The 15810-nt window shown below is 58.8% G+C and carries 17 protein-coding genes, 1 other RNA gene and 1 riboswitch; of the genes, 8 read left to right on the top strand and 10 right to left on the bottom strand.

What is annotated here, in order from left to right; genetic code table 11:
- Positions 1 to 47 precede the first annotated feature (47 nt).
- Both ACR0MS_RS13975 and ACR0MS_RS13970 read right to left on the bottom strand, forming a co-directional pair.
- Entirely contained in the window at positions 48 to 437 is a 390-nt protein-coding gene (locus ACR0MS_RS13975) for a hypothetical protein (protein ID WP_480574272.1), read from the bottom strand.
- Positions 438 to 489: 52 nt separating this feature from the next.
- Positions 490 to 1251 (bottom strand): DUF1013 domain-containing protein, encoded by a 762-nt coding sequence (locus ACR0MS_RS13970; RefSeq protein ID WP_480574269.1) that lies wholly within the window; start codon positions 1249 to 1251, stop codon positions 490 to 492.
- Between the two features lie 130 nt (positions 1252 to 1381).
- Here ACR0MS_RS13970 and ACR0MS_RS13965 point away from each other — a divergent pair, with 130 nt between their 5' ends.
- Positions 1382 to 2023 carry a ribonuclease T2 family protein gene (locus ACR0MS_RS13965; RefSeq protein WP_480574266.1) on the top strand — a complete coding sequence of 214 codons (642 nt, stop codon included), beginning with the start codon at positions 1382 to 1384 and terminating at the stop codon, positions 2021 to 2023.
- On the opposite strand, the gene ACR0MS_RS13960 is transcribed toward ACR0MS_RS13965, so the two are convergent.
- Complete coding sequence (locus tag ACR0MS_RS13960) at positions 2020 to 2508, bottom strand: hypothetical protein (RefSeq protein WP_480574263.1); 489 nt, start codon at positions 2506 to 2508, stop codon at positions 2020 to 2022. The genes ACR0MS_RS13965 and ACR0MS_RS13960 overlap by 4 nt on opposite strands.
- 188 nt (positions 2509 to 2696) lie before the next feature.
- On the opposite strand from ACR0MS_RS13960, the gene ACR0MS_RS13955 reads away from it, so the two are divergent.
- On the top strand, positions 2697 to 2975 hold the full coding sequence (locus ACR0MS_RS13955) for a hypothetical protein (RefSeq protein WP_480574260.1): 279 nt from the start codon (positions 2697 to 2699) through the stop codon (positions 2973 to 2975).
- Between the two features lie 183 nt (positions 2976 to 3158).
- Here the strand turns inward: ACR0MS_RS13955 and recR are convergent, their stop codons facing one another.
- The 3 genes from recR to ACR0MS_RS13940 all read right to left on the bottom strand — a co-directional run bounded on the left by recR (position 3159) and on the right by ACR0MS_RS13940 (position 6157).
- Positions 3159 to 3752 (bottom strand): recombination mediator RecR, encoded by a 594-nt coding sequence (recR, locus tag ACR0MS_RS13950; RefSeq protein WP_480574257.1) that lies wholly within the window; start codon positions 3750 to 3752, stop codon positions 3159 to 3161.
- A 64-nt stretch (positions 3753 to 3816) separates the two neighbouring features.
- Positions 3817 to 4161, bottom strand: a complete 345-nt coding sequence (locus ACR0MS_RS13945) for a YbaB/EbfC family nucleoid-associated protein (protein ID WP_480574254.1) — start codon at positions 4159 to 4161, stop codon at positions 3817 to 3819.
- 235 nt (positions 4162 to 4396) lie between these two features.
- Entirely contained in the window at positions 4397 to 6157 is a 1761-nt protein-coding gene (locus ACR0MS_RS13940) for a DNA polymerase III subunit gamma/tau (RefSeq protein ID WP_480577814.1), read from the bottom strand.
- Between the two features lie 160 nt (positions 6158 to 6317).
- Between ACR0MS_RS13940 and ACR0MS_RS13935 the strand changes: the two genes are divergently transcribed.
- The gene (locus ACR0MS_RS13935) at positions 6318 to 6824 is read left to right on the top strand and encodes a protein-tyrosine phosphatase family protein (protein ID WP_480577811.1); all 507 of its coding nucleotides are present in this window, start codon (positions 6318 to 6320) and stop codon (positions 6822 to 6824) included.
- A 2-nt stretch (positions 6825 to 6826) separates the two neighbouring features.
- Here ACR0MS_RS13935 and ACR0MS_RS13930 read toward each other — a convergent pair whose 3' ends face one another.
- Positions 6827 to 7234, bottom strand: a complete 408-nt coding sequence (locus tag ACR0MS_RS13930; protein WP_480577808.1) for a hypothetical protein — start codon at positions 7232 to 7234, stop codon at positions 6827 to 6829.
- Positions 7235 to 7317: 83 nt separating this feature from the next.
- A riboswitch (cobalamin riboswitch) is annotated at positions 7318 to 7540 on the bottom strand.
- Between the two features lie 138 nt (positions 7541 to 7678).
- On the opposite strand from ACR0MS_RS13930, the gene ACR0MS_RS13925 reads away from it, so the two are divergent.
- A complete protein-coding gene (locus ACR0MS_RS13925; protein ID WP_480577805.1) occupies positions 7679 to 8539 on the top strand; it encodes an alpha/beta hydrolase family protein in 861 nt (286 codons plus the stop codon).
- Positions 8540 to 8562: 23 nt separating this feature from the next.
- Here the strand turns inward: ACR0MS_RS13925 and ffs are convergent.
- Both ffs and ACR0MS_RS13915 read right to left on the bottom strand, forming a co-directional pair.
- An RNA gene (gene ffs, locus ACR0MS_RS13920) (signal recognition particle sRNA small type) lies at positions 8563 to 8661 on the bottom strand.
- A 39-nt stretch (positions 8662 to 8700) separates the two neighbouring features.
- Positions 8701 to 10566, bottom strand: coding sequence for a bifunctional 2',3'-cyclic-nucleotide 2'-phosphodiesterase/3'-nucleotidase (locus ACR0MS_RS13915; protein WP_480577802.1), 1866 nt, complete (start codon positions 10564 to 10566; stop codon positions 8701 to 8703).
- A gap of 179 nt (positions 10567 to 10745) precedes the next feature.
- Here ACR0MS_RS13915 and nudC point away from each other — a divergent pair, with 179 nt between their 5' ends.
- The gene (nudC, locus tag ACR0MS_RS13910; protein ID WP_480577799.1) at positions 10746 to 11726 is read left to right on the top strand and encodes an NAD(+) diphosphatase; all 981 of its coding nucleotides are present in this window, start codon (positions 10746 to 10748) and stop codon (positions 11724 to 11726) included.
- Between the two features lie 40 nt (positions 11727 to 11766).
- The gene (locus ACR0MS_RS13905; RefSeq protein WP_480577796.1) at positions 11767 to 12234 is read left to right on the top strand and encodes an SRPBCC family protein; all 468 of its coding nucleotides are present in this window, start codon (positions 11767 to 11769) and stop codon (positions 12232 to 12234) included.
- 29 nt (positions 12235 to 12263) lie between these two features.
- Here the strand turns inward: ACR0MS_RS13905 and ACR0MS_RS13900 are convergent, their stop codons facing one another.
- Complete coding sequence (locus tag ACR0MS_RS13900) at positions 12264 to 13097, bottom strand: prephenate dehydratase (RefSeq protein WP_480577793.1); 834 nt, start codon at positions 13095 to 13097, stop codon at positions 12264 to 12266.
- A 119-nt stretch (positions 13098 to 13216) separates the two neighbouring features.
- On the opposite strand from ACR0MS_RS13900, the gene ACR0MS_RS13895 reads away from it, so the two are divergent.
- Together ACR0MS_RS13895 and ACR0MS_RS13890 are read left to right on the top strand one after the other, a co-directional pair.
- On the top strand, positions 13217 to 13726 hold the full coding sequence (locus ACR0MS_RS13895; RefSeq protein WP_480577817.1) for a c-type cytochrome: 510 nt from the start codon (positions 13217 to 13219) through the stop codon (positions 13724 to 13726).
- Between the two features lie 173 nt (positions 13727 to 13899).
- Complete coding sequence (locus ACR0MS_RS13890; protein WP_480577790.1) at positions 13900 to 15810, top strand: extracellular solute-binding protein; 1911 nt, start codon at positions 13900 to 13902, stop codon at positions 15808 to 15810.

Below are 15810 nucleotides of genomic sequence, written 5' to 3'. Positions count from 1 at the left end.
TCAAAAGAAAAAACCGCCCGGTGGTGTTACCGGGCGGTTTTGCGTGATCAGCTTGCGTCGCAATATCGCGGCAGCTTGAAGCGGTATCGCGGTTCGCCACTTTCGACATACACGCGTTTTTCTATGCAGGCGCTGTCGCCAACGGTCTGGGAAATCGGCGCTTCGGTTGACGTGATCGACGTTGCGGATCCATCCGGCAACCGTACCGAGGCGATGACCCCATTCTTGAGATCCCCGTTGATCGGCGTGGCAGACAGAACCGGGACCGTCATGAATGCTTCGTGTTCGTGCCGCCCGTCATCGTTGAGCAGCAAGAGCGCCGCTGCAACGGCGACGACTCCGACACCTCCGAGCACAGCCAGACCTTTGGTCTTCATAAAGGCATAGATCGACACGGCTCGGTGCGGACCAAATATGGCAGACAATACGTTCAGCATGAGGTTCCCGTCAAAAAAGCCCCGGCCTGTTCAGGCAGGGGCTGTCTGTGCATTAGGGGCGCAGATCGTCTTCGTCTTCATCCTCGGCCCCGCCTTTGGGCAGGTTGAAGAAGCTGTCCGCGTCGAGGACCGGCTCGTCCTCTTTTTCTTCGACCGGCTCGTCAGACAGCGAGAATGTTTCCAGACCTTCGATGGCGGTCGGGATTTTTGGCGCGGCGTCCATTTCCAGCGACTGCTCGGTCGACACCAGCTTGCGGCGCTCATCATCGCTCATGACGCCACCTTCGGCGGCTTTCTTGGCCGCGGCCTTCTGAACGATCGCATCCAGTTCGGACTGTTTGCACAGACCCAGCGCAACCGGGTCGATGGGCTGCATGTTGGCGATGTTCCAATGGGTGCGCTCGCGGATCGACTGGATGGTGGGCTTGGTGGTGCCGACCAGCTTGGCGATCTGGCCGTCGCTCAGTTCAGGGTGGAACTTGACCAGCCACAGGATCGAGTTCGGACGGTCCTGACGTTTGGACAGCGGCGTATAGCGCGGGCCACGACGCTTTTCCTCGCCTGCGGCAGCGGCGTTGAACTTGAGCTTCAGCTTGTGCAGCGGGTTGTTCTGCGCCGCGTCGATTTCGTCCTGGGTCAGCTGGTTGTTGGCGATGGGGTCGAACCCTTTGACGCCAGCGGCCACGTCGCCGTCGGCGATGCCTTGCACTTCAAGCTCGTGCATGCCCACGAAATCCGCGATCTGCTTGAAGCTGATCGTGGTGTTGTCCACCAGCCATACGGCTGTTGCCTTGGCCATAAGCGGTTTTGCCATCAGCCCGTCTCCTTTAAATACATCTGTCCCGTCGCCGGAATTCGGCGGCCCCGTGGTCTTGGGGCAGGTTTCCGTTGTCGGGGAACTTCGGGCCTATATAGTCGCGCAAGGTCAAGAAGGGAAGAGGCGAATGCGCCAAGGGATTCTGGGGCTGTTGTTATGGGTTCTGAGTGCGGCAGCGGCGCTGGCCGAGGGCGAAAAGGCTGGGGAGTTCGACTATTATGTTCTGTCCCTAAGCTGGTCGCCCAACTGGTGCGCGCGTGAAGGGGATGCGCGCGGCTCGGACCAGTGCGACGCGCGTCACGATCACGGTTGGATCCTGCACGGGTTGTGGCCACAGTTTCATCAGGGCTGGCCGTCCTATTGCCAAACCGCCGAGGCGCCACCCTCCCGCCGTATGACGCGGGAAATGACGGATATTCAGGGCACGTCCGGTTTGGCATGGCACCAGTGGAAGAAACACGGAACCTGCTCGGGCCTGTCCGCGCCGGACTATTTCGCGCTGTCGCGCCAGGCCTACCAGCAAGTCGCGCGGCCCGAGGTCTTTCGCAAGCTGGATGAGGCGGTCAAACTGCCGGCTTCGGTGGTTGAGGAGGCGTTTCTGAAAGACAATCCGGGGTTAGAGCCCGAGATGATCACCATCACCTGCAAACAAGGTTACATCGAAGAGGTCCGCCTATGTCTGTCGCGCGATCTTGAACCCGTTCCTTGCGGCCGGGATGTGATCCGCGATTGTGCGGCGACAGACGCCCTGTTCGATCCGATTCGCTAGAGTTTTTTGTTCTGGCAGTCGCGCGCGTATTCCAACGCCTTGGCCGTGCCCTTCAGGTCAATGGCCATGACAGTTTCCCCCGCCGGATTGAAAACCGTCATTGTGCGGTTCTGAGCGATGGCATTCACAAAGTTTCGGTCGGTGAAAAACACGGTCGCCCCCGGCACGCGGTCCAATTTGAACCCCGTGGCCATGGCATCAAAACTCTTGCCGTCCAGTTCGAACCGGATGGGATAGCTTTGACCCTGTTCGATGTCGCCCCACGCCTTGTTGAAAACCGTAAAATACCCGCGATTGTTCAGCGCGTCGTAACCGATCCGAACCACCGAGAGGTCCTCATACACCGTCTGGATCAGACACCCGTTGCCAAGCGCAGGGTCCATCATGATGTTCCAACCCTCAGCGAAGCCCTTATCAATGAGGTCTTGCGACCAGGCGGCGGTGGCGGTGAAGGCGGCGAGGGTGAGGGCGACAAGGCGGGTCATTGCTGCTTCCGATAAAAACTGAACTAATCTTCTCATACCTTAGAGGGTGAACGAAGTAGGCCAAAAACAGAAGTTCTTACAACAATTAATTGTCGTTTTATCCCGAGGTCTTTCAAAAATCCCAACATAGAAAATAATCCAATCGAGCAGTTCCCCCGTATCGTATTTGTTCAAATAGGGAGGGAAATATGAGAATTATTGCTATTTTGGCGGCTACAGCAGTCGTATTTGGCGGAACCGCGTTCGCAGATCCCGGCAAGAGCAAAGGGAAAGGAAACAACGACCAAGCTCAATCTATGGCTGGTAATCTTCAGGGTAATCGCGGCGATGCAAGCATCGCTTCACAAGTAAGTGGGAATGATCCTTCACTGGAAATTGGTGGTGGCAGCTCATCCGGTTGGGGGAATATTGGAAGTTCACTGGACGATGGAAACAGTGTCAGCGGAAAAATTTCTAGCACTAGATAGATGCGTATATGAGGGTTCAGCGTTCCTGAACCCTCATTTTTAGTCTTGTCAGATTGGCTCGCCGCAAGAACAACAATGCAACTTGGGGTTAAAGCCTCGTTAGGTTTAAGAAGTTTGAGTTTGCAATTTACAAGGCAACATCCGGGCAGGCGGATTTTCGTCCAAGTCCGATTTCGTTTGGTTTCACAACTCCTTCCGCGCCCGCAACGCCGCCGTAATCGTACCATCATCCAGATAATCCAGCTCTCCGCCAATCGGCACGCCTTGCGCCAGTGAAGTCAGGCGGACTTGCCCCTCTAGCTGATCGGCGATGTAATGAGCGGTGGTCTGGCCATCGACGGTGGCGTTCAGGGCAAGGATGACCTCGGTAACTCCTTCGGCCACCACCCGGTCTTTGAGACGGGGAATACGCAGCTCATCCGGGCCGACGCCGTCCAGTGCCGATAGCGTGCCGCCCAGAACATGATAGCGGCCTTTGAACACGCCCGCGCGCTCCATCGCCCAAAGGTCAGCGACGTCCTCAACCACGCACAGCTCGCCAGTCGCCCGGGCCTCGCTGTCGCAGATATCGCAAATATCGGAGGTGCCGACGTTGCCACAGTTCAGGCATTCGCGGGCGGTGATGGCGACCTGCTGCATGGCATCCGACAGGGGCGTCAGCAGCAGGGCGCGTTTGCGGATCAGATGCAGCACCGCGCGACGGGCCGAGCGCGGACCCAGACCCGGCAACTTGGCCAACAGGTCGATCAGGTTGTCGATGTCGCTGTTCGAACTCACTGCGCGCGCTCCTGCAAATGGGCCGGGCATGCGCGCCCGGCCTGTGTTTCGTCAGGAGTGTCTATCAGAACGGCAGCTTGATGTCTTTGGGCAGGCCCATGCTTTCGGTGAGCTTTGCCATTTCTTCCTGCGACCGCTCTGCGGCTTTGGTCTGCGCGTCCTTGATGGCGGCAAGGATCAGGTCCTCAACCACTTCCTTGTCGTCGCCGTTAAAGATCGAGGGGTCGATGTCGAGACCTTTCAGTTCGCCTTTTGCAGTGGCGGTGGCCTTGACCAGCCCGGCACCGGATTCGCCAACAACCATGATGGTGTTCAGCTCTTCCTGCATGTCGGTCATCTTGGTCTGCAAATCCTGCGCGGATTTCATCATCTTGGCCATGTCGCCCAGACCGCCGAGTCCTTTGAGCATCGTGTTTCTCCTGTAAGTCAGTTTGAAGCCTAAATACGGGCGGCACCCGCGCGGCACAAGGGCCGGAGGGCTCCCGCCCGTCGTCAAGGTCTTTGGCAAGACCTTTCCTCCCGTTGGGCCCGGCAGCGCGGGCCCAGCCCGCGCTGCCGGGCCCAAGTCCGCTCAGGGGTGTCGGCGTAAGCCGATGGCCCGTGGCGGGCGCGGGAGCATTTCGGGCGTTTCTTTCGTGAAGGGTTCAGTCCTCTTCGAACGGGTCCCATTCGTCTTCAACTTCGGGCAAGGCTTCGGTTTCGACCTTTGCGGCGCGTTCCTGGGGCGTTTCGATCCTTTTGATTCGGGCCTTGGGGAAGTGTTCCAGCACCGCCTGAACCAGCGGATGCTGCTCGGCCTCAGCGCGCAGTGCGAGGTCGGCCGCGTCCCTGACTTCGGCGATTGTCGCCGTTTCGCCATCCGATACGACCGATACCGCCCAGCGATTTCCGGTCCAGCGTTGCAGTGCCGACCCCAGCCTTTGCGCCAAATCCGTCGGCGCGTTGTCGGTCGGAGTAAACTCGATCCGCCCCGGCTGGTACGAAACCAGACGTACACCGTTTTCAACCTCGACCAGTAGTTTCACATCGCGGTTTGTGCGGATCAGTTCAACCACGTGTTCGAATGTCGGATACCGGGCCAATGCGGTCTGTGCGTCCCGCGCCAAAGCCGCGCTAGGTGCACCCGCGCCGCCACCCGCTGGTGCCGCGTAAGACTGTGCCGCTGGCGCATGTGCCTGAACGGTGCCGTGTGTCGGCGTGGGCACTCCGCCGCCGGGTCCGCCGTTCGGGGCAGGGGGTGGCGCGTCCTGAAGACGTCTGATCAGATCTTCCGGGGTGGGAAGGTCAGCGACATGGGTTAGCCGGATAATAGCCATTTCAGCCGACATCATGGCATTGGGCGCGGCTGAAACCTCTTCAAGCGCTTTCAGCAGCATTTGCCACATCCGGGTCAGAATGCGCATCGGCAGGGCTTCGGCCATCTGAACGCCCCGCGCGCGTTCGTCAGGTGAGACTGTTGGGTCTTCGGCAGCGTCCGGCGTTATTTTGACCACCGAGACCCAATGTGTGATCTCGGCCAGATCGCGCAGCACGGCCAGCGGGTCGGCACCTTCGGCATATTGCCCACCCAGTTCCGTCAATGCCGCGGCGGTATCGCCCCGCAGGATCATGTCCATCAGGTCCAGCACCCGCCCGCGATCAGCCAATCCCAGCATGGCCCGCACCTGATCGGCGCTGGTTTCCCCGGCACCGTGCGAAATAGCCTGATCCAGCAGCGAGGTCGCATCCCGGGCCGAACCTTCCGCCGCGCGGGTGATCAGCGCCAGAGCATCCTCGGCGATCTGAGCGTTCTCGGCAGTTGCGATCTTTTTCAGCAGGCCGATCATGTCCTCGGGTTCGATCCGGCGCAGGTCGAAGCGCTGGCACCGGGACAGGACCGTCACCGGAACCTTGCGGATCTCGGTAGTGGCAAAGATGAACTTCACATGCGCGGGGGGTTCTTCAAGGGTTTTGAGCAAGGCGTTGAACGCGCTGTTCGACAACATGTGAACTTCGTCGATGATATAGATCTTGTAGCGCGCACTGGCGGCGCGATAGCGGACGCTTTCGATGATCTCGCGAATGTCGTTCACACCGGTGCGGCTTGCCGCGTCCATCTCCATCACGTCGACATGGCGGCCTTCCATGATGGCCACACAGTGTTCGCACTGGCCGCAGGGTTCGATCGTGGCTTTGCCCTCGCCGTCTGGTCCGATGCAGTTCATGCCCTTGGCGATGATCCGCGCCGTGGTGGTTTTGCCGGTGCCGCGAATGCCGGTCATGACAAAGGCCTGCGCAATCCGATCGGCCTCGAATGCGTTTTTCAGCGTGCGCACCATCGCGTCCTGGCCCACGAGGTCAGCAAATGTTTCAGGACGGTATTTACGGGCGAGGACCTGATAGGCGGGGCTTGGAGTTTCGGTCATGTCTGCTCTGTCGGATTCGTATCAGCTTCGCAGCGTAGTGACCCCTGCCGCCTACGTCCACCGCAGGGAGCGATGAAATTCGATTTGGAATACCGGGGCGCATTGGATACAGGTTCGGCTGGGCGGGTATCGGCTTGCCCGGCCTTCTCATTCGGGCGGGGTGTGCAACTTGGACAGGTTTGAAATTCACTCTATTCCGGTTCGGTCCGGTCTATTGGGTTTGGCGCAGGTGCCTGGGCGATACGGGGATTATGCCGGAGACCTTGAGCGGATCATGCAATGGCGCCCGACCCTGGTGATTTCGATGACCACGTCCAGCGAGTTGGAAGCCGCAGAAGCGCACCATCTCGGGCGCGACCTGCAGAGCCGCGCAATCACCTGGCTTCATCTTCCGGTGCAGGATTTTGGCGCTCCGACCTCGAAAATACGGTCTGACTGGCCAGCCGTCAGTAAGGATGTACATTGTGTCCTGTCTGACGGTGGGCGGGTCTTGGTCCATTGCCGGGGCGGATGCGGGCGGTCTGGTATGATTGTGTTGCGCGTGCTGGTCGAAGGCGGCGAAACCCCGGATAAGGCGCTGCGCCGGTTGCGCGCGGTCCGGCCATGCGCGGTTGAAACCGACGCGCAGATGGCCTGGGCTACGGCGCCGGCATCAACCGAGTCCTGACCTCAGACCATGGCGGGTTGCGGGCTGCCTGTTGCGGGACGCTGGCCCAAAGTCGTGACTTCGAGCATGGCACAAGGCACTTCGGACAGCGCTCCGGTTGGCATGGCGGACAAATCTGTCCCGAACATCATGTCGGCGTAATCGTCCAACTTTGTTGTCGGGGTTTCCGGGGCCGTTCCGCAAAATACCCTGATCTGAGTTGAATGGGCGCGAAACCGTGCGGTGCACCCTTCGGCGCAATGCGAAAGCTCTCCGCTGCCTTCGACCTCGAACGCTTTGGTTGTGACAGGCTGTGCGGTTGCCATCGCGTCCGCCATGGCACGCGCCATCCTTGCCAATGCCGGACATGGTCTGCCGGTTTTCTGACAAATCGTTGCGGAAAACTCGTGCGTTTTTGTCTTCCAGATCATTCTGCGCCCTCCGCGCGATGGACGGGGGGCATGGGTCAGGTCGCTTTATGCGGCTTTGACCTGCCCGGACACCCCGCCCGAGTTTCGGTTTCAGTTAGATGGCAGGTCTCCTGACTTGCGGGTCATCGCTTTGCCGACCTTCCCAGCCATTCGGCCAGTGGTGTTTTTGGCATTGCTTACCGCTTACAGTTGCGGGGGCAGTCGCGGCATTGGTCCGTTTCGGCATCGCCGGGTAGGACCGCACCGTGTTCCCTTTTCATCCCTTCCCGGCAATCCGGGTCGAGAACCATCACGCCATCGCTATCCGGTGAAATCGGTCCGAGTCAAGCGGTCAGTGTTGCCGGTTCCGACGCGGGGTCATCGTCGCGCTCTCTTGACTCTGCGGGTACAAGAAGGGCCGATAGAAAAGTGAACCGAAAAGTTCAGAACCATCAAGAGGACCCCATGTTGGATGGATCACAGCCAGTATTGACCGAGGATTTCTGGATATCCTCCGGATCGTCCAAACTGTCTGCGCGGCTGTACAGGCCGATGACCGATCCCCGCGTTGCGGTGGTGATCCATTGCGCAACGGGTGTTCCGCGCGACTATTATCAGAATTTTGCGCATTGGCTGGCGGCGGAAAGAGGGTATGCCTGCTTAACCTATGACTACAGTGATTTTGGGCATTCTCTGACGATCCGAATGCAGGATTCGCAGGTGACAATGGCGGATTGGGCCTTGGTCGACATGCCCGCCGCCCGCGCCGAGATGCGCCGGAGGTTCCCGGACGCGCAGCAGTGGAGCATCGGCCATTCCCTGGGCGGGATGCTGACCCCGCTTGCACCGGACGTGGCGCAGATGGACCGCATGATCTGCGTTTGCTCGGGCTTGGTGACTTTGCCGGACCATCCGTGGCCCTATCGCGCGTTGGCAACCCTGTTCTGGTACGGGCATGTGCCATTGCTGGTTAAGACATTGGGATACTTACCGGGTCGGGCAACCGGATTTGGCGCGGACTTGCCCGCGCGCGTTTACTGGCAGTGGCGTGAATGGTGTACAGCCGCCCAAAACTATCTACCGGAAATGGGAAAGACCCTTCCTGTGCCCACGTGGTCCGAACATGGTAATCCCGTCGACCTGTTCGCTGTGGCGGATGATCAGCTTGCGTCGCCCAAGTCTGTCTGGCGGCTTGCAGACCTGTACGGGCCTGACGCACGTCGGCACTTGCTGACGGCGCAGGAGTTTGGCGCAAAAGAGCTTGGTCATATCGGAGTTTTCGCACGCCGGAACGCTGCGGTCTGGCCACGTCTGATCGCAGAATGATCTTGAATAGGTCAGGGGAATGAAAGTGAGAGGTTGGACATCGACCCAAGCGGGGCTCGTTGTGGCTGCTTCCTTCCGGACCTGACCAGGTTGGCGAGGCGCTCGCCCGCGCCAACCTCTCAACGGTCGATATAGGCATTTCATTCGCGGATGACAACCCATCACAACGTCAGCCGGATCAGCAGAAAACCATCGTCATCAAGCCCAATGACTGATGGGTCATACTCCTGCAATTCAGCGATATGGCGCTGCGCCTTGGGGCCAGTTCTGAGAATCGCAAATGCCCCGGGAAGCGGTTTGAACGTGAAAGGGCGCGGCGCATCCGCCAACGGATCAGCAGGGCGGCAACCCGCGACATAATCCCGAACGATACGTTGGATCGGCAAGGCTGGTAACGGGATCTGCGACGCGGTGTCTGTAAAGGGGAAATGACCCCCTCCGTTGGCCCGATAATTGTTGAGGGCCACGACAAAGGATTGCTGATCGTCGATAAGTTGCCCGTTGAAGTAGATATCCTTTACCCGGCGGCGCGATGGGTCAGTCAATTTACCGTCAGCGTCGTACCGCGCCGGAATGCCGAGGTCGATCTGGTAGCTAAGCCCGTGCAGAACATCGAAATTGTAACCGGCGCGTCCGGGATTTCGCAGGTCGATGTGTTGACCGGAGTGCATCTGGTTGAGCACGCCGGCGGACATCTCAAGCCAGTCTCTTATCTGTGCGCCCGAAACCACGATAGCCTGCATTTCGTTAGGAAAGATGTTCAGATCGTTGACATGGCGCAGCCGGATCTGACCCGCAGGCACGTCGGTAAAAGATCGTGGCCCTGCGCGCCCACCGAATTTCGAGGGCGAAACGGCAGACAGAACCGGCAGGCCGTCGTGCACTGTATCCTTCAAATAGGGGCGCAGCGCAGCAGCCTGTGCCGCCGCGACCAGCGCCAGCCCTCTATCCGGCGCACAGAAGCTGAAATAGCTATGCAAATGCTGATGCGTTTCGCCCACAGGTTCAGCCGATCGCAACCGTGTCTCTTGGTGCCCATGTGCGAACAGGCGCTTCAGCTCGGCATCCTCGTCTATCGGGGCTGCGGTCGCCTCGGGTGAAACGGATCGCAGCGCAGCGTGCTGATTTTCTATCGACCATTCACCAGTCTCTTTTCGGTGCAGCGTCAGGTCAATGATGCCCAGATGCGAACCCGCTGCACCCGGCATTACAACCGGTTTTCCGTGAACAAGGCCGCTGTGCGGGTCAACATGTTCCAGCCCCTGATGGGCAGAGCCGGGCAGGGTCAAGTGGGAATGTCCGGCGATGATCACATCAATACCGGGCACCGCCGCCAGAGGGATTGCCGCATTCTCAAGGTCGGGCGCAGGCTCGGCGGTGCCAAGCCCTGTATGGGCCAGTGCAACAATCAGATCGCAGCCCCCAGACCGCAATTCCTGCGTCTTTCGACGTGCGCATGTCAGGATGTCCTCTACCGACACGGCACCTTTCAGGCGGTGTGCTTCCCACTTGGCAGTCTGCGGTGGCAGAACAGAAAACACCCCGATTTTCAACGCCAGATTTTGTCCTTGTACTGAGACGTTCCGGTCAAGAACCGCGTGCGTCTGCCAGCTTGCCGAGCGGTCACTTCGCACGGCATTGCTGCAAATGACCGGACACGCGGCCTGCGCTATGACGCGGTCCAGAACCTCCAGACCGAATCCGAAGTCGTGGTTTCCCAGTCCCATGGCGTCATACCCAAGGTCATCAAAGGCCTGCATCAGAACGTGACGATTGTCGGTCTGTTCGGCAGCCCATTCGCCAATGGGCGCGCCTTGAAGGGCGTCGCCATTGTCGAACAGCAAGACAGTGTGACCACGAGATTCAGCCTGCGTTCGGGCTGCTTTGATCAGGCTTGCGGTCCTACTCAGACCAATCGAAGGGTCGGGGGCGTCCGTATAATAATCGAACCCGGTCAAATTCATGTGCAGATCGGTTGTGGCCAAAATCCGGATCTGGGCTGTTGCAATGGAAGGAAGACGTTTCACTACTCTACTTTTAGCAGTTTTTTATTAATCAATTTCAACAAAAAGCGTATCTGGTGCAAATTTCAAGGTGAGCATAAGGCATTTCAGCGGCGCAGGAACTTTTTCATAAGAAGGTGAATAGCCATTGCAACGTCACGGCTGCCATGGCAGCCCTGTGCGGACAACCCAAAGGAACTGCAATGAAAAACGCTGAACAAGTGACGTTTGGTGGCTCTGGCCTGGATCGTGCGGCGCATATTCGCGGTGACGCGGACGCGCTCGCGCTGGCGCGCGCGAATCCCGAGGCGCGGTGCATTTTGCTGTGGCGCGGCAAGCTGTTGGTCCAAGGAGAGGCGTTGGACCGGCTGGGTTTCATTCCAATGACGCATCAACTGGTGAACAACGGACCCGGCGGTATCACGGATGCGCCCATTTTTCTTGGTTTGTCCGACGGTGCGCCCGTGTTCGCCGTCGATATTTCGAACTGGGCCGCCGATGATTTGGATATCTCACAGGTGGGCGGTTTCTTTGACAGGTCCGAGCAGCAGCATCCCGGCCTGCCCAATGGGTTTGTCTTTGCCGAACTGCGCCGCATCATGACCCGCCTGTCACCAAGGGATGCAGAACTGGCGGCCTCGGCCAAGGCTGTGATCGGCTGGCACGAGACGCATCGGTTCTGCGCCCGATGCGGTGCGGCCAGCGAAATGTCACAGGCCGGATGGCAGCGCAGTTGCCCCAGTTGTGGCGGCCAGCATTTCCCGCGCACGGACCCGGTTGTCATCATGCTGATCACGCATGGCGAATCGGTTCTGGTCGGCCGATCACCGGGCTGGCCCGAAGGGATGTATTCTCTGCTTGCCGGGTTCGTCGAACCGGGTGAGACACTGGAAGCCGCCGTCAGGCGCGAAGTCATGGAAGAGGCGGGCGTGCCTGTTGGCCGGGTTTCTTACCTGTCCAGTCAGCCTTGGCCGTTTCCGGCGTCACTGATGTTTGGCTGCGCTGGCGAGGCACTGTCCAAAGAGATCAAAATTGACCCGGTTGAGATCGAGGACGCGATGTGGGTCAGCAAGTCAGAGATGATGCAGGCCATCGCGGGTGAGCACCCGAACCTTCTGCCTGCGCGAAAAGGGGCCATTGCGCATTTCCTTTTGCAAAACTGGCTTGCGGACACGCTGGACTGACAAAATACTAGGCCGACAAGCAAGAGAGCCACGAACTGAAATGCAATTCACTGCGCGTGAAGATATCCAAGCTCCGATCAATGCCGTGTTCGAGATGGTCACTGATTTTGAGCGTTTCGAACGAATGGCGATGCGCCGGGGGATCGAAGTGCGACGTCTGACCGGTCACATGGGCGTGGTCCCCGGAACAACCTGGGAAACGGAGTTCAGACTGCGCGGCAAGCCACGGCATGTCGAGATTCTGATGGCAGAATGCGATCCGCCATCACAGATGCGGTTCGAAGCGACGGGCAAGGGTCTGAACGGCACAACAATCATCGAGTTTCTGGCCTTGTCCCAGCGTCGGACCCGGCTGAAAGTCGATATGTCGCTTGCGGCCAAGTCGCTGCCAGCCCGACTGTTTTTGCAATCACTCAGGCTGGGGCAAAACCGGTTCCGGCGTTGTTTCCAGGCGCGGCTGAGCGAATTCGCCAGAGAGATGGAAGAACGGCATCAGCACGGCATCTGACCGGATTAGACAGACGTCGCCAAGAAATGCTACCCGCGCGGCCGGGCAGCCGGGTAGACGCCCAGAATCTCGACGTTGGTGGTGAAATGCTCCAGTTCTTCCATCGCCAGTTTTACATTCCGATCGTCGGGGTGCCCGACAATGTCTGCGTAGAACTGCGTGGCAGTGAATGACCCATCCACCATGTAGCTTTCCAGCTTGGTCATGTTGATGCCATTGGTCGCGAAACCGCCCATCGCCTTGTACAGCGCGGCTGGGATATTGCGCACCTGAAAAACAAAGCTGGTGATCATGCCATGTTCGCCACGTTGAGTCATATCCGCCTGGCGAGACATGACCAGAAACCGGGTGGTGTTGTTGTCGCGATCTTCAATATGGCGGGCCATGACGTTCAGGCCGTATATTTCTCCGGCCAGTTCGCTGGCCAGCGCCGCGGAATGCAGATCGCCCTGCTCTGAAACTTCGCGGGCTGCGCGGGCGTTGTCCGGGCTGACGCGGCCCTTAATTCCGTGCTTTTTCAGGAACCCTGCGCATTGCGGGAGCAGAACCAAATGAGAGTGTGCCTCGGTAACATCCTCAAGCTTGGCGCCCGGAACGGTCAGAAGGTTGATGTGGACCCGGACAAATGCCTCGTCGATGATGTGCAGGCCGCTATGGGGCAAAAGACGGTGAATATCGGCGACGCGGCCATAGGTGGTATTTTCCACCGGCAGCATCGCCAGATCAGCATCGCCCGAGCGGACCGATTCGATCACATCCTCGAATGTGCGGCAGGGCAGGGCCTCCATGTCGGGGCGGGCATTGCGGCAGGCCTCGTGACTATAGGCGCCGGGTTCTCCCTGAAATGCGATACGTTTGGTCATTTGGTCGATTCCGTGCAACAAGTTCCAGAATTGGGCGTTTAGTCGCGGTGTCTATACCTTGCCTCTTGTCAGGGGAAGCCTTAGACACCCCGCAGACAGCTGAAATGGACTCGCGATCAATGTTCGACACGATGACAGTTACCAAGGCCGCCGCAGGCCTGTTTGGCACCTTCCTGGTGCTGCTTCTGGCCAAATGGGGCGCCGAGGCCCTGTACCATGCCGATGGGCATGGCGAGACGGCCTCTTATATCATCGAAACCGAAAGCGCGGGTGAAAGCGCTGACGGCGAAGAGGTGGTATTTGAAGATATGCTGGCCGCCGCTGATCCGGAAAAAGGCGCACGGGTTTTCCGCAAGTGCACCGCATGTCACAAGCTGGAAGACGGCGCGAATGGCACCGGCCCGTATCTGTACGGTGTAGTTGATCGCCCGGTCGCCTCGGCGAGTGGGTTCACCGGCTATTCCGCCGCGATGCAGGCCCATGGTGGCAACTGGACACCCGAAGCGCTGGATGCGTTCCTGGAACGCCCAAGCGCCTATATCTCGGGTACTTCCATGAGCTTTGCCGGCCTGAAAAAGCCGCAGGAACGCGCCGACCTGATTGCCTATCTGCAGACAATCGGCAACTGATCCGATACTCGGTCTGACCGATTTTCAAAGCCGCTGCTTCCCGCAGCGGCTTTATTTTTGTCTAAGAAGAACTTCACAAAGCGTTCACGCATTCTAAACTTGCATATGACAGTGCTGGTCTTTTAGCTGGCGCTTACAAGGTTAAAGAAGTCAACGATCCAGAGGATGAGCATATGAAACCCCTGCCGCCTGCACCGCGCGTATCGACTGTTCGGCCTTGGGCGGCCTTTGTGGGGATTGCCGTAGCGCTCATGCTTGGAGGTGGCGAAAAGGTTAATGCTGCCGAGGAAAATGTAACTCGCAGCCACGGCTATTCTTATTTCGGAAATCTCGACTATCCCGCTGACTACCCGCATCTGAACTACGTGAACCCCGAAGCACCCAAGGGTGGGGAGTTGTCACTGGCTGGGTCCGGCACGTTTGATTCCCTGAACCCGTATTCGCGTAAAGGTCGGGCCGGGGCGCTAACGACGCTGCAATACGACTCGCTGATCGACAGCACTGCGGACAGCGTCGGGCAGTATTACGGCTTGCTGGCGGAAAGCATGGAATATGACGAAGGCCGCAACTATGTGATTTTCCACATGCGACCCGAGGCGACGTTTTGGGACGGAACCCCTGTCACGGCCGAGGATGTGATCTATAGCCATCGCCTGTTCATTGAGGAGGGTTTGCCGTCCTACGCGCAAGCGGTCGGGCGGATGGTTACCGGGGCCGAGGCACTGGATGATCACACGGTCAAATTCACCTTCAGCCCCGAAGTGACAAGGCGGGGGTTGATCGAAACCGTTGGATCAACGCCGGTTTTCTCAAAAGCGTGGTTCGAAGCGGATGAGAGTCGGCGTCTGGATGAACCCCGGCTTGAGGTCGCGGTGGGATCGGGGCCGTACAAACTTGACAGTTACGACATCAATCGCCGCATCGTTTACAAGCTTCGCGACGACTATTGGGCGCAAGATCTGCCGATCAATGTGGGCCGCAACAACTATGGAACCATTCGGGTCGAGTATTTCGCCGACCAGACTGCCGCCTTCGAAGGGTTCAAGGCGGGTGAATATACGATGCGTATCGAAAGTGACCCAAAACTCTGGGCCTCCAGCTACGACTTTCCAAAACTGAGCGCGGGCTCGGTCGTGCGGGATGAGATCACCGATGGCAGCCCGCCGACACCGTCGGGCTTTGTCTTCAATCTCGGCAAGCCCCAATTCGCGGATAAGAACGTCCGTAAAGCTCTGGCGCTGGCGTTCAATTTCGAATGGGCCAATGAATCGCTGATGTTCGGGTTGAATTCCCCCCGAAGCTCATTTGTTCAGGGCACCCATCTTGAAGCCACCGGCGCGCCGGAAGGGGCTGAACTGGCGTTTCTGGAGACGTTGGGTGACGTGGTCCCCGCAGATGTTCTGAGTGAACCGGCCCTGTTGACGCACGAGTCCAACCCGGCGCGGTTGAACGATCGCCGCAACCTGCGCAAGGCGTCGAAACTGCTGGATGAGGCCGGGTGGCCCGTGGGCGAGGGTAATCTGCGTCGCAATGCGGCAGGTGAAACCCTGAAGGTGAACATTCCCTATGCGTCCAGCATTCCAACCTCGACCGCGACGATGATCGAAACCTTTGTGCAGAACCTGCAGTCGATAGGTGTGGATGCTTCGGCGGAAAAGGTGGACCCGTCTCAGTTCACACTGCGTCGGCGCGAACGGGATTACGACATGGTGTATTCCAACCGGTACGGGTCATTCCTGTCGACCGGTGGCGGTTTGAGCCAGATGTATGGCTCGGAAGAGGCAGCGTTCAGCCTGTTCAACCCCGCCGGACTTGCCAGCCCGCTGGTGGATGCCGTGATCGAGGCGTCTTTTGACACCACAAATCAAGCCGAACAGGACGCCGCGCTTATGGCGCTGGATCGTGTGTTGCGGTATGAGTTTTTCATCATTCCCGATGGATATGTGGCGGACTACTGGACGGCCTATTACGACATGTATGAATACCCCGAAAACCTGCCGCCATTTACGCTTGGCTATCTCGATCTCTGGTGGGTTAACCCCGAGAAAGAAGCTGCATTAAAGGCGAAGGGCGCGCTGCGGTAA

This window comes from Ruegeria sp. CJ2 (assembly GCF_056536745.1).
Note: the sequence above shows the minus strand (reverse complement) of the source record. Positions and strands in the feature narration are given on the sequence as shown.

Excerpts from the sequence above, each read along its gene's own strand:
- ACR0MS_RS13970 (WP_480574269.1), bottom strand. The coding sequence starts at position 1,251 with ATGGCAAAACCGCTTATGGCCAAGGCAACAGCCGTATGGCTGGTGGAC.
- ACR0MS_RS13960 (WP_480574263.1), bottom strand. The coding sequence starts at position 2,508 with ATGACCCGCCTTGTCGCCCTCACCCTCGCCGCCTTCACCGCCACCGCC.
- ACR0MS_RS13925 (WP_480577805.1), top strand. The coding sequence starts at position 7,679 with ATGTTGGATGGATCACAGCCAGTATTGACCGAGGATTTCTGGATATCC.
- ACR0MS_RS13965 (WP_480574266.1), top strand. The coding sequence starts at position 1,382 with ATGCGCCAAGGGATTCTGGGGCTGTTGTTATGGGTTCTGAGTGCGGCA.
- ACR0MS_RS13895 (WP_480577817.1), top strand. The coding sequence starts at position 13,217 with ATGTTCGACACGATGACAGTTACCAAGGCCGCCGCAGGCCTGTTTGGC.
- ACR0MS_RS13975 (WP_480574272.1), bottom strand. The coding sequence starts at position 437 with ATGCTGAACGTATTGTCTGCCATATTTGGTCCGCACCGAGCCGTGTCG.
- ACR0MS_RS13930 (WP_480577808.1), bottom strand. The coding sequence starts at position 7,234 with ATGATCTGGAAGACAAAAACGCACGAGTTTTCCGCAACGATTTGTCAG.
- nudC (WP_480577799.1), top strand. The coding sequence starts at position 10,746 with ATGAAAAACGCTGAACAAGTGACGTTTGGTGGCTCTGGCCTGGATCGT.
- ACR0MS_RS13890 (WP_480577790.1), top strand. The coding sequence starts at position 13,900 with ATGAAACCCCTGCCGCCTGCACCGCGCGTATCGACTGTTCGGCCTTGG.
- ACR0MS_RS13940 (WP_480577814.1), bottom strand. The coding sequence starts at position 6,157 with ATGACCGAAACTCCAAGCCCCGCCTATCAGGTCCTCGCCCGTAAATAC.
- ACR0MS_RS13945 (WP_480574254.1), bottom strand. The coding sequence starts at position 4,161 with ATGCTCAAAGGACTCGGCGGTCTGGGCGACATGGCCAAGATGATGAAA.
- ACR0MS_RS13905 (WP_480577796.1), top strand. The coding sequence starts at position 11,767 with ATGCAATTCACTGCGCGTGAAGATATCCAAGCTCCGATCAATGCCGTG.
- ACR0MS_RS13900 (WP_480577793.1), bottom strand. The coding sequence starts at position 13,097 with ATGACCAAACGTATCGCATTTCAGGGAGAACCCGGCGCCTATAGTCAC.
- ACR0MS_RS13955 (WP_480574260.1), top strand. The coding sequence starts at position 2,697 with ATGAGAATTATTGCTATTTTGGCGGCTACAGCAGTCGTATTTGGCGGA.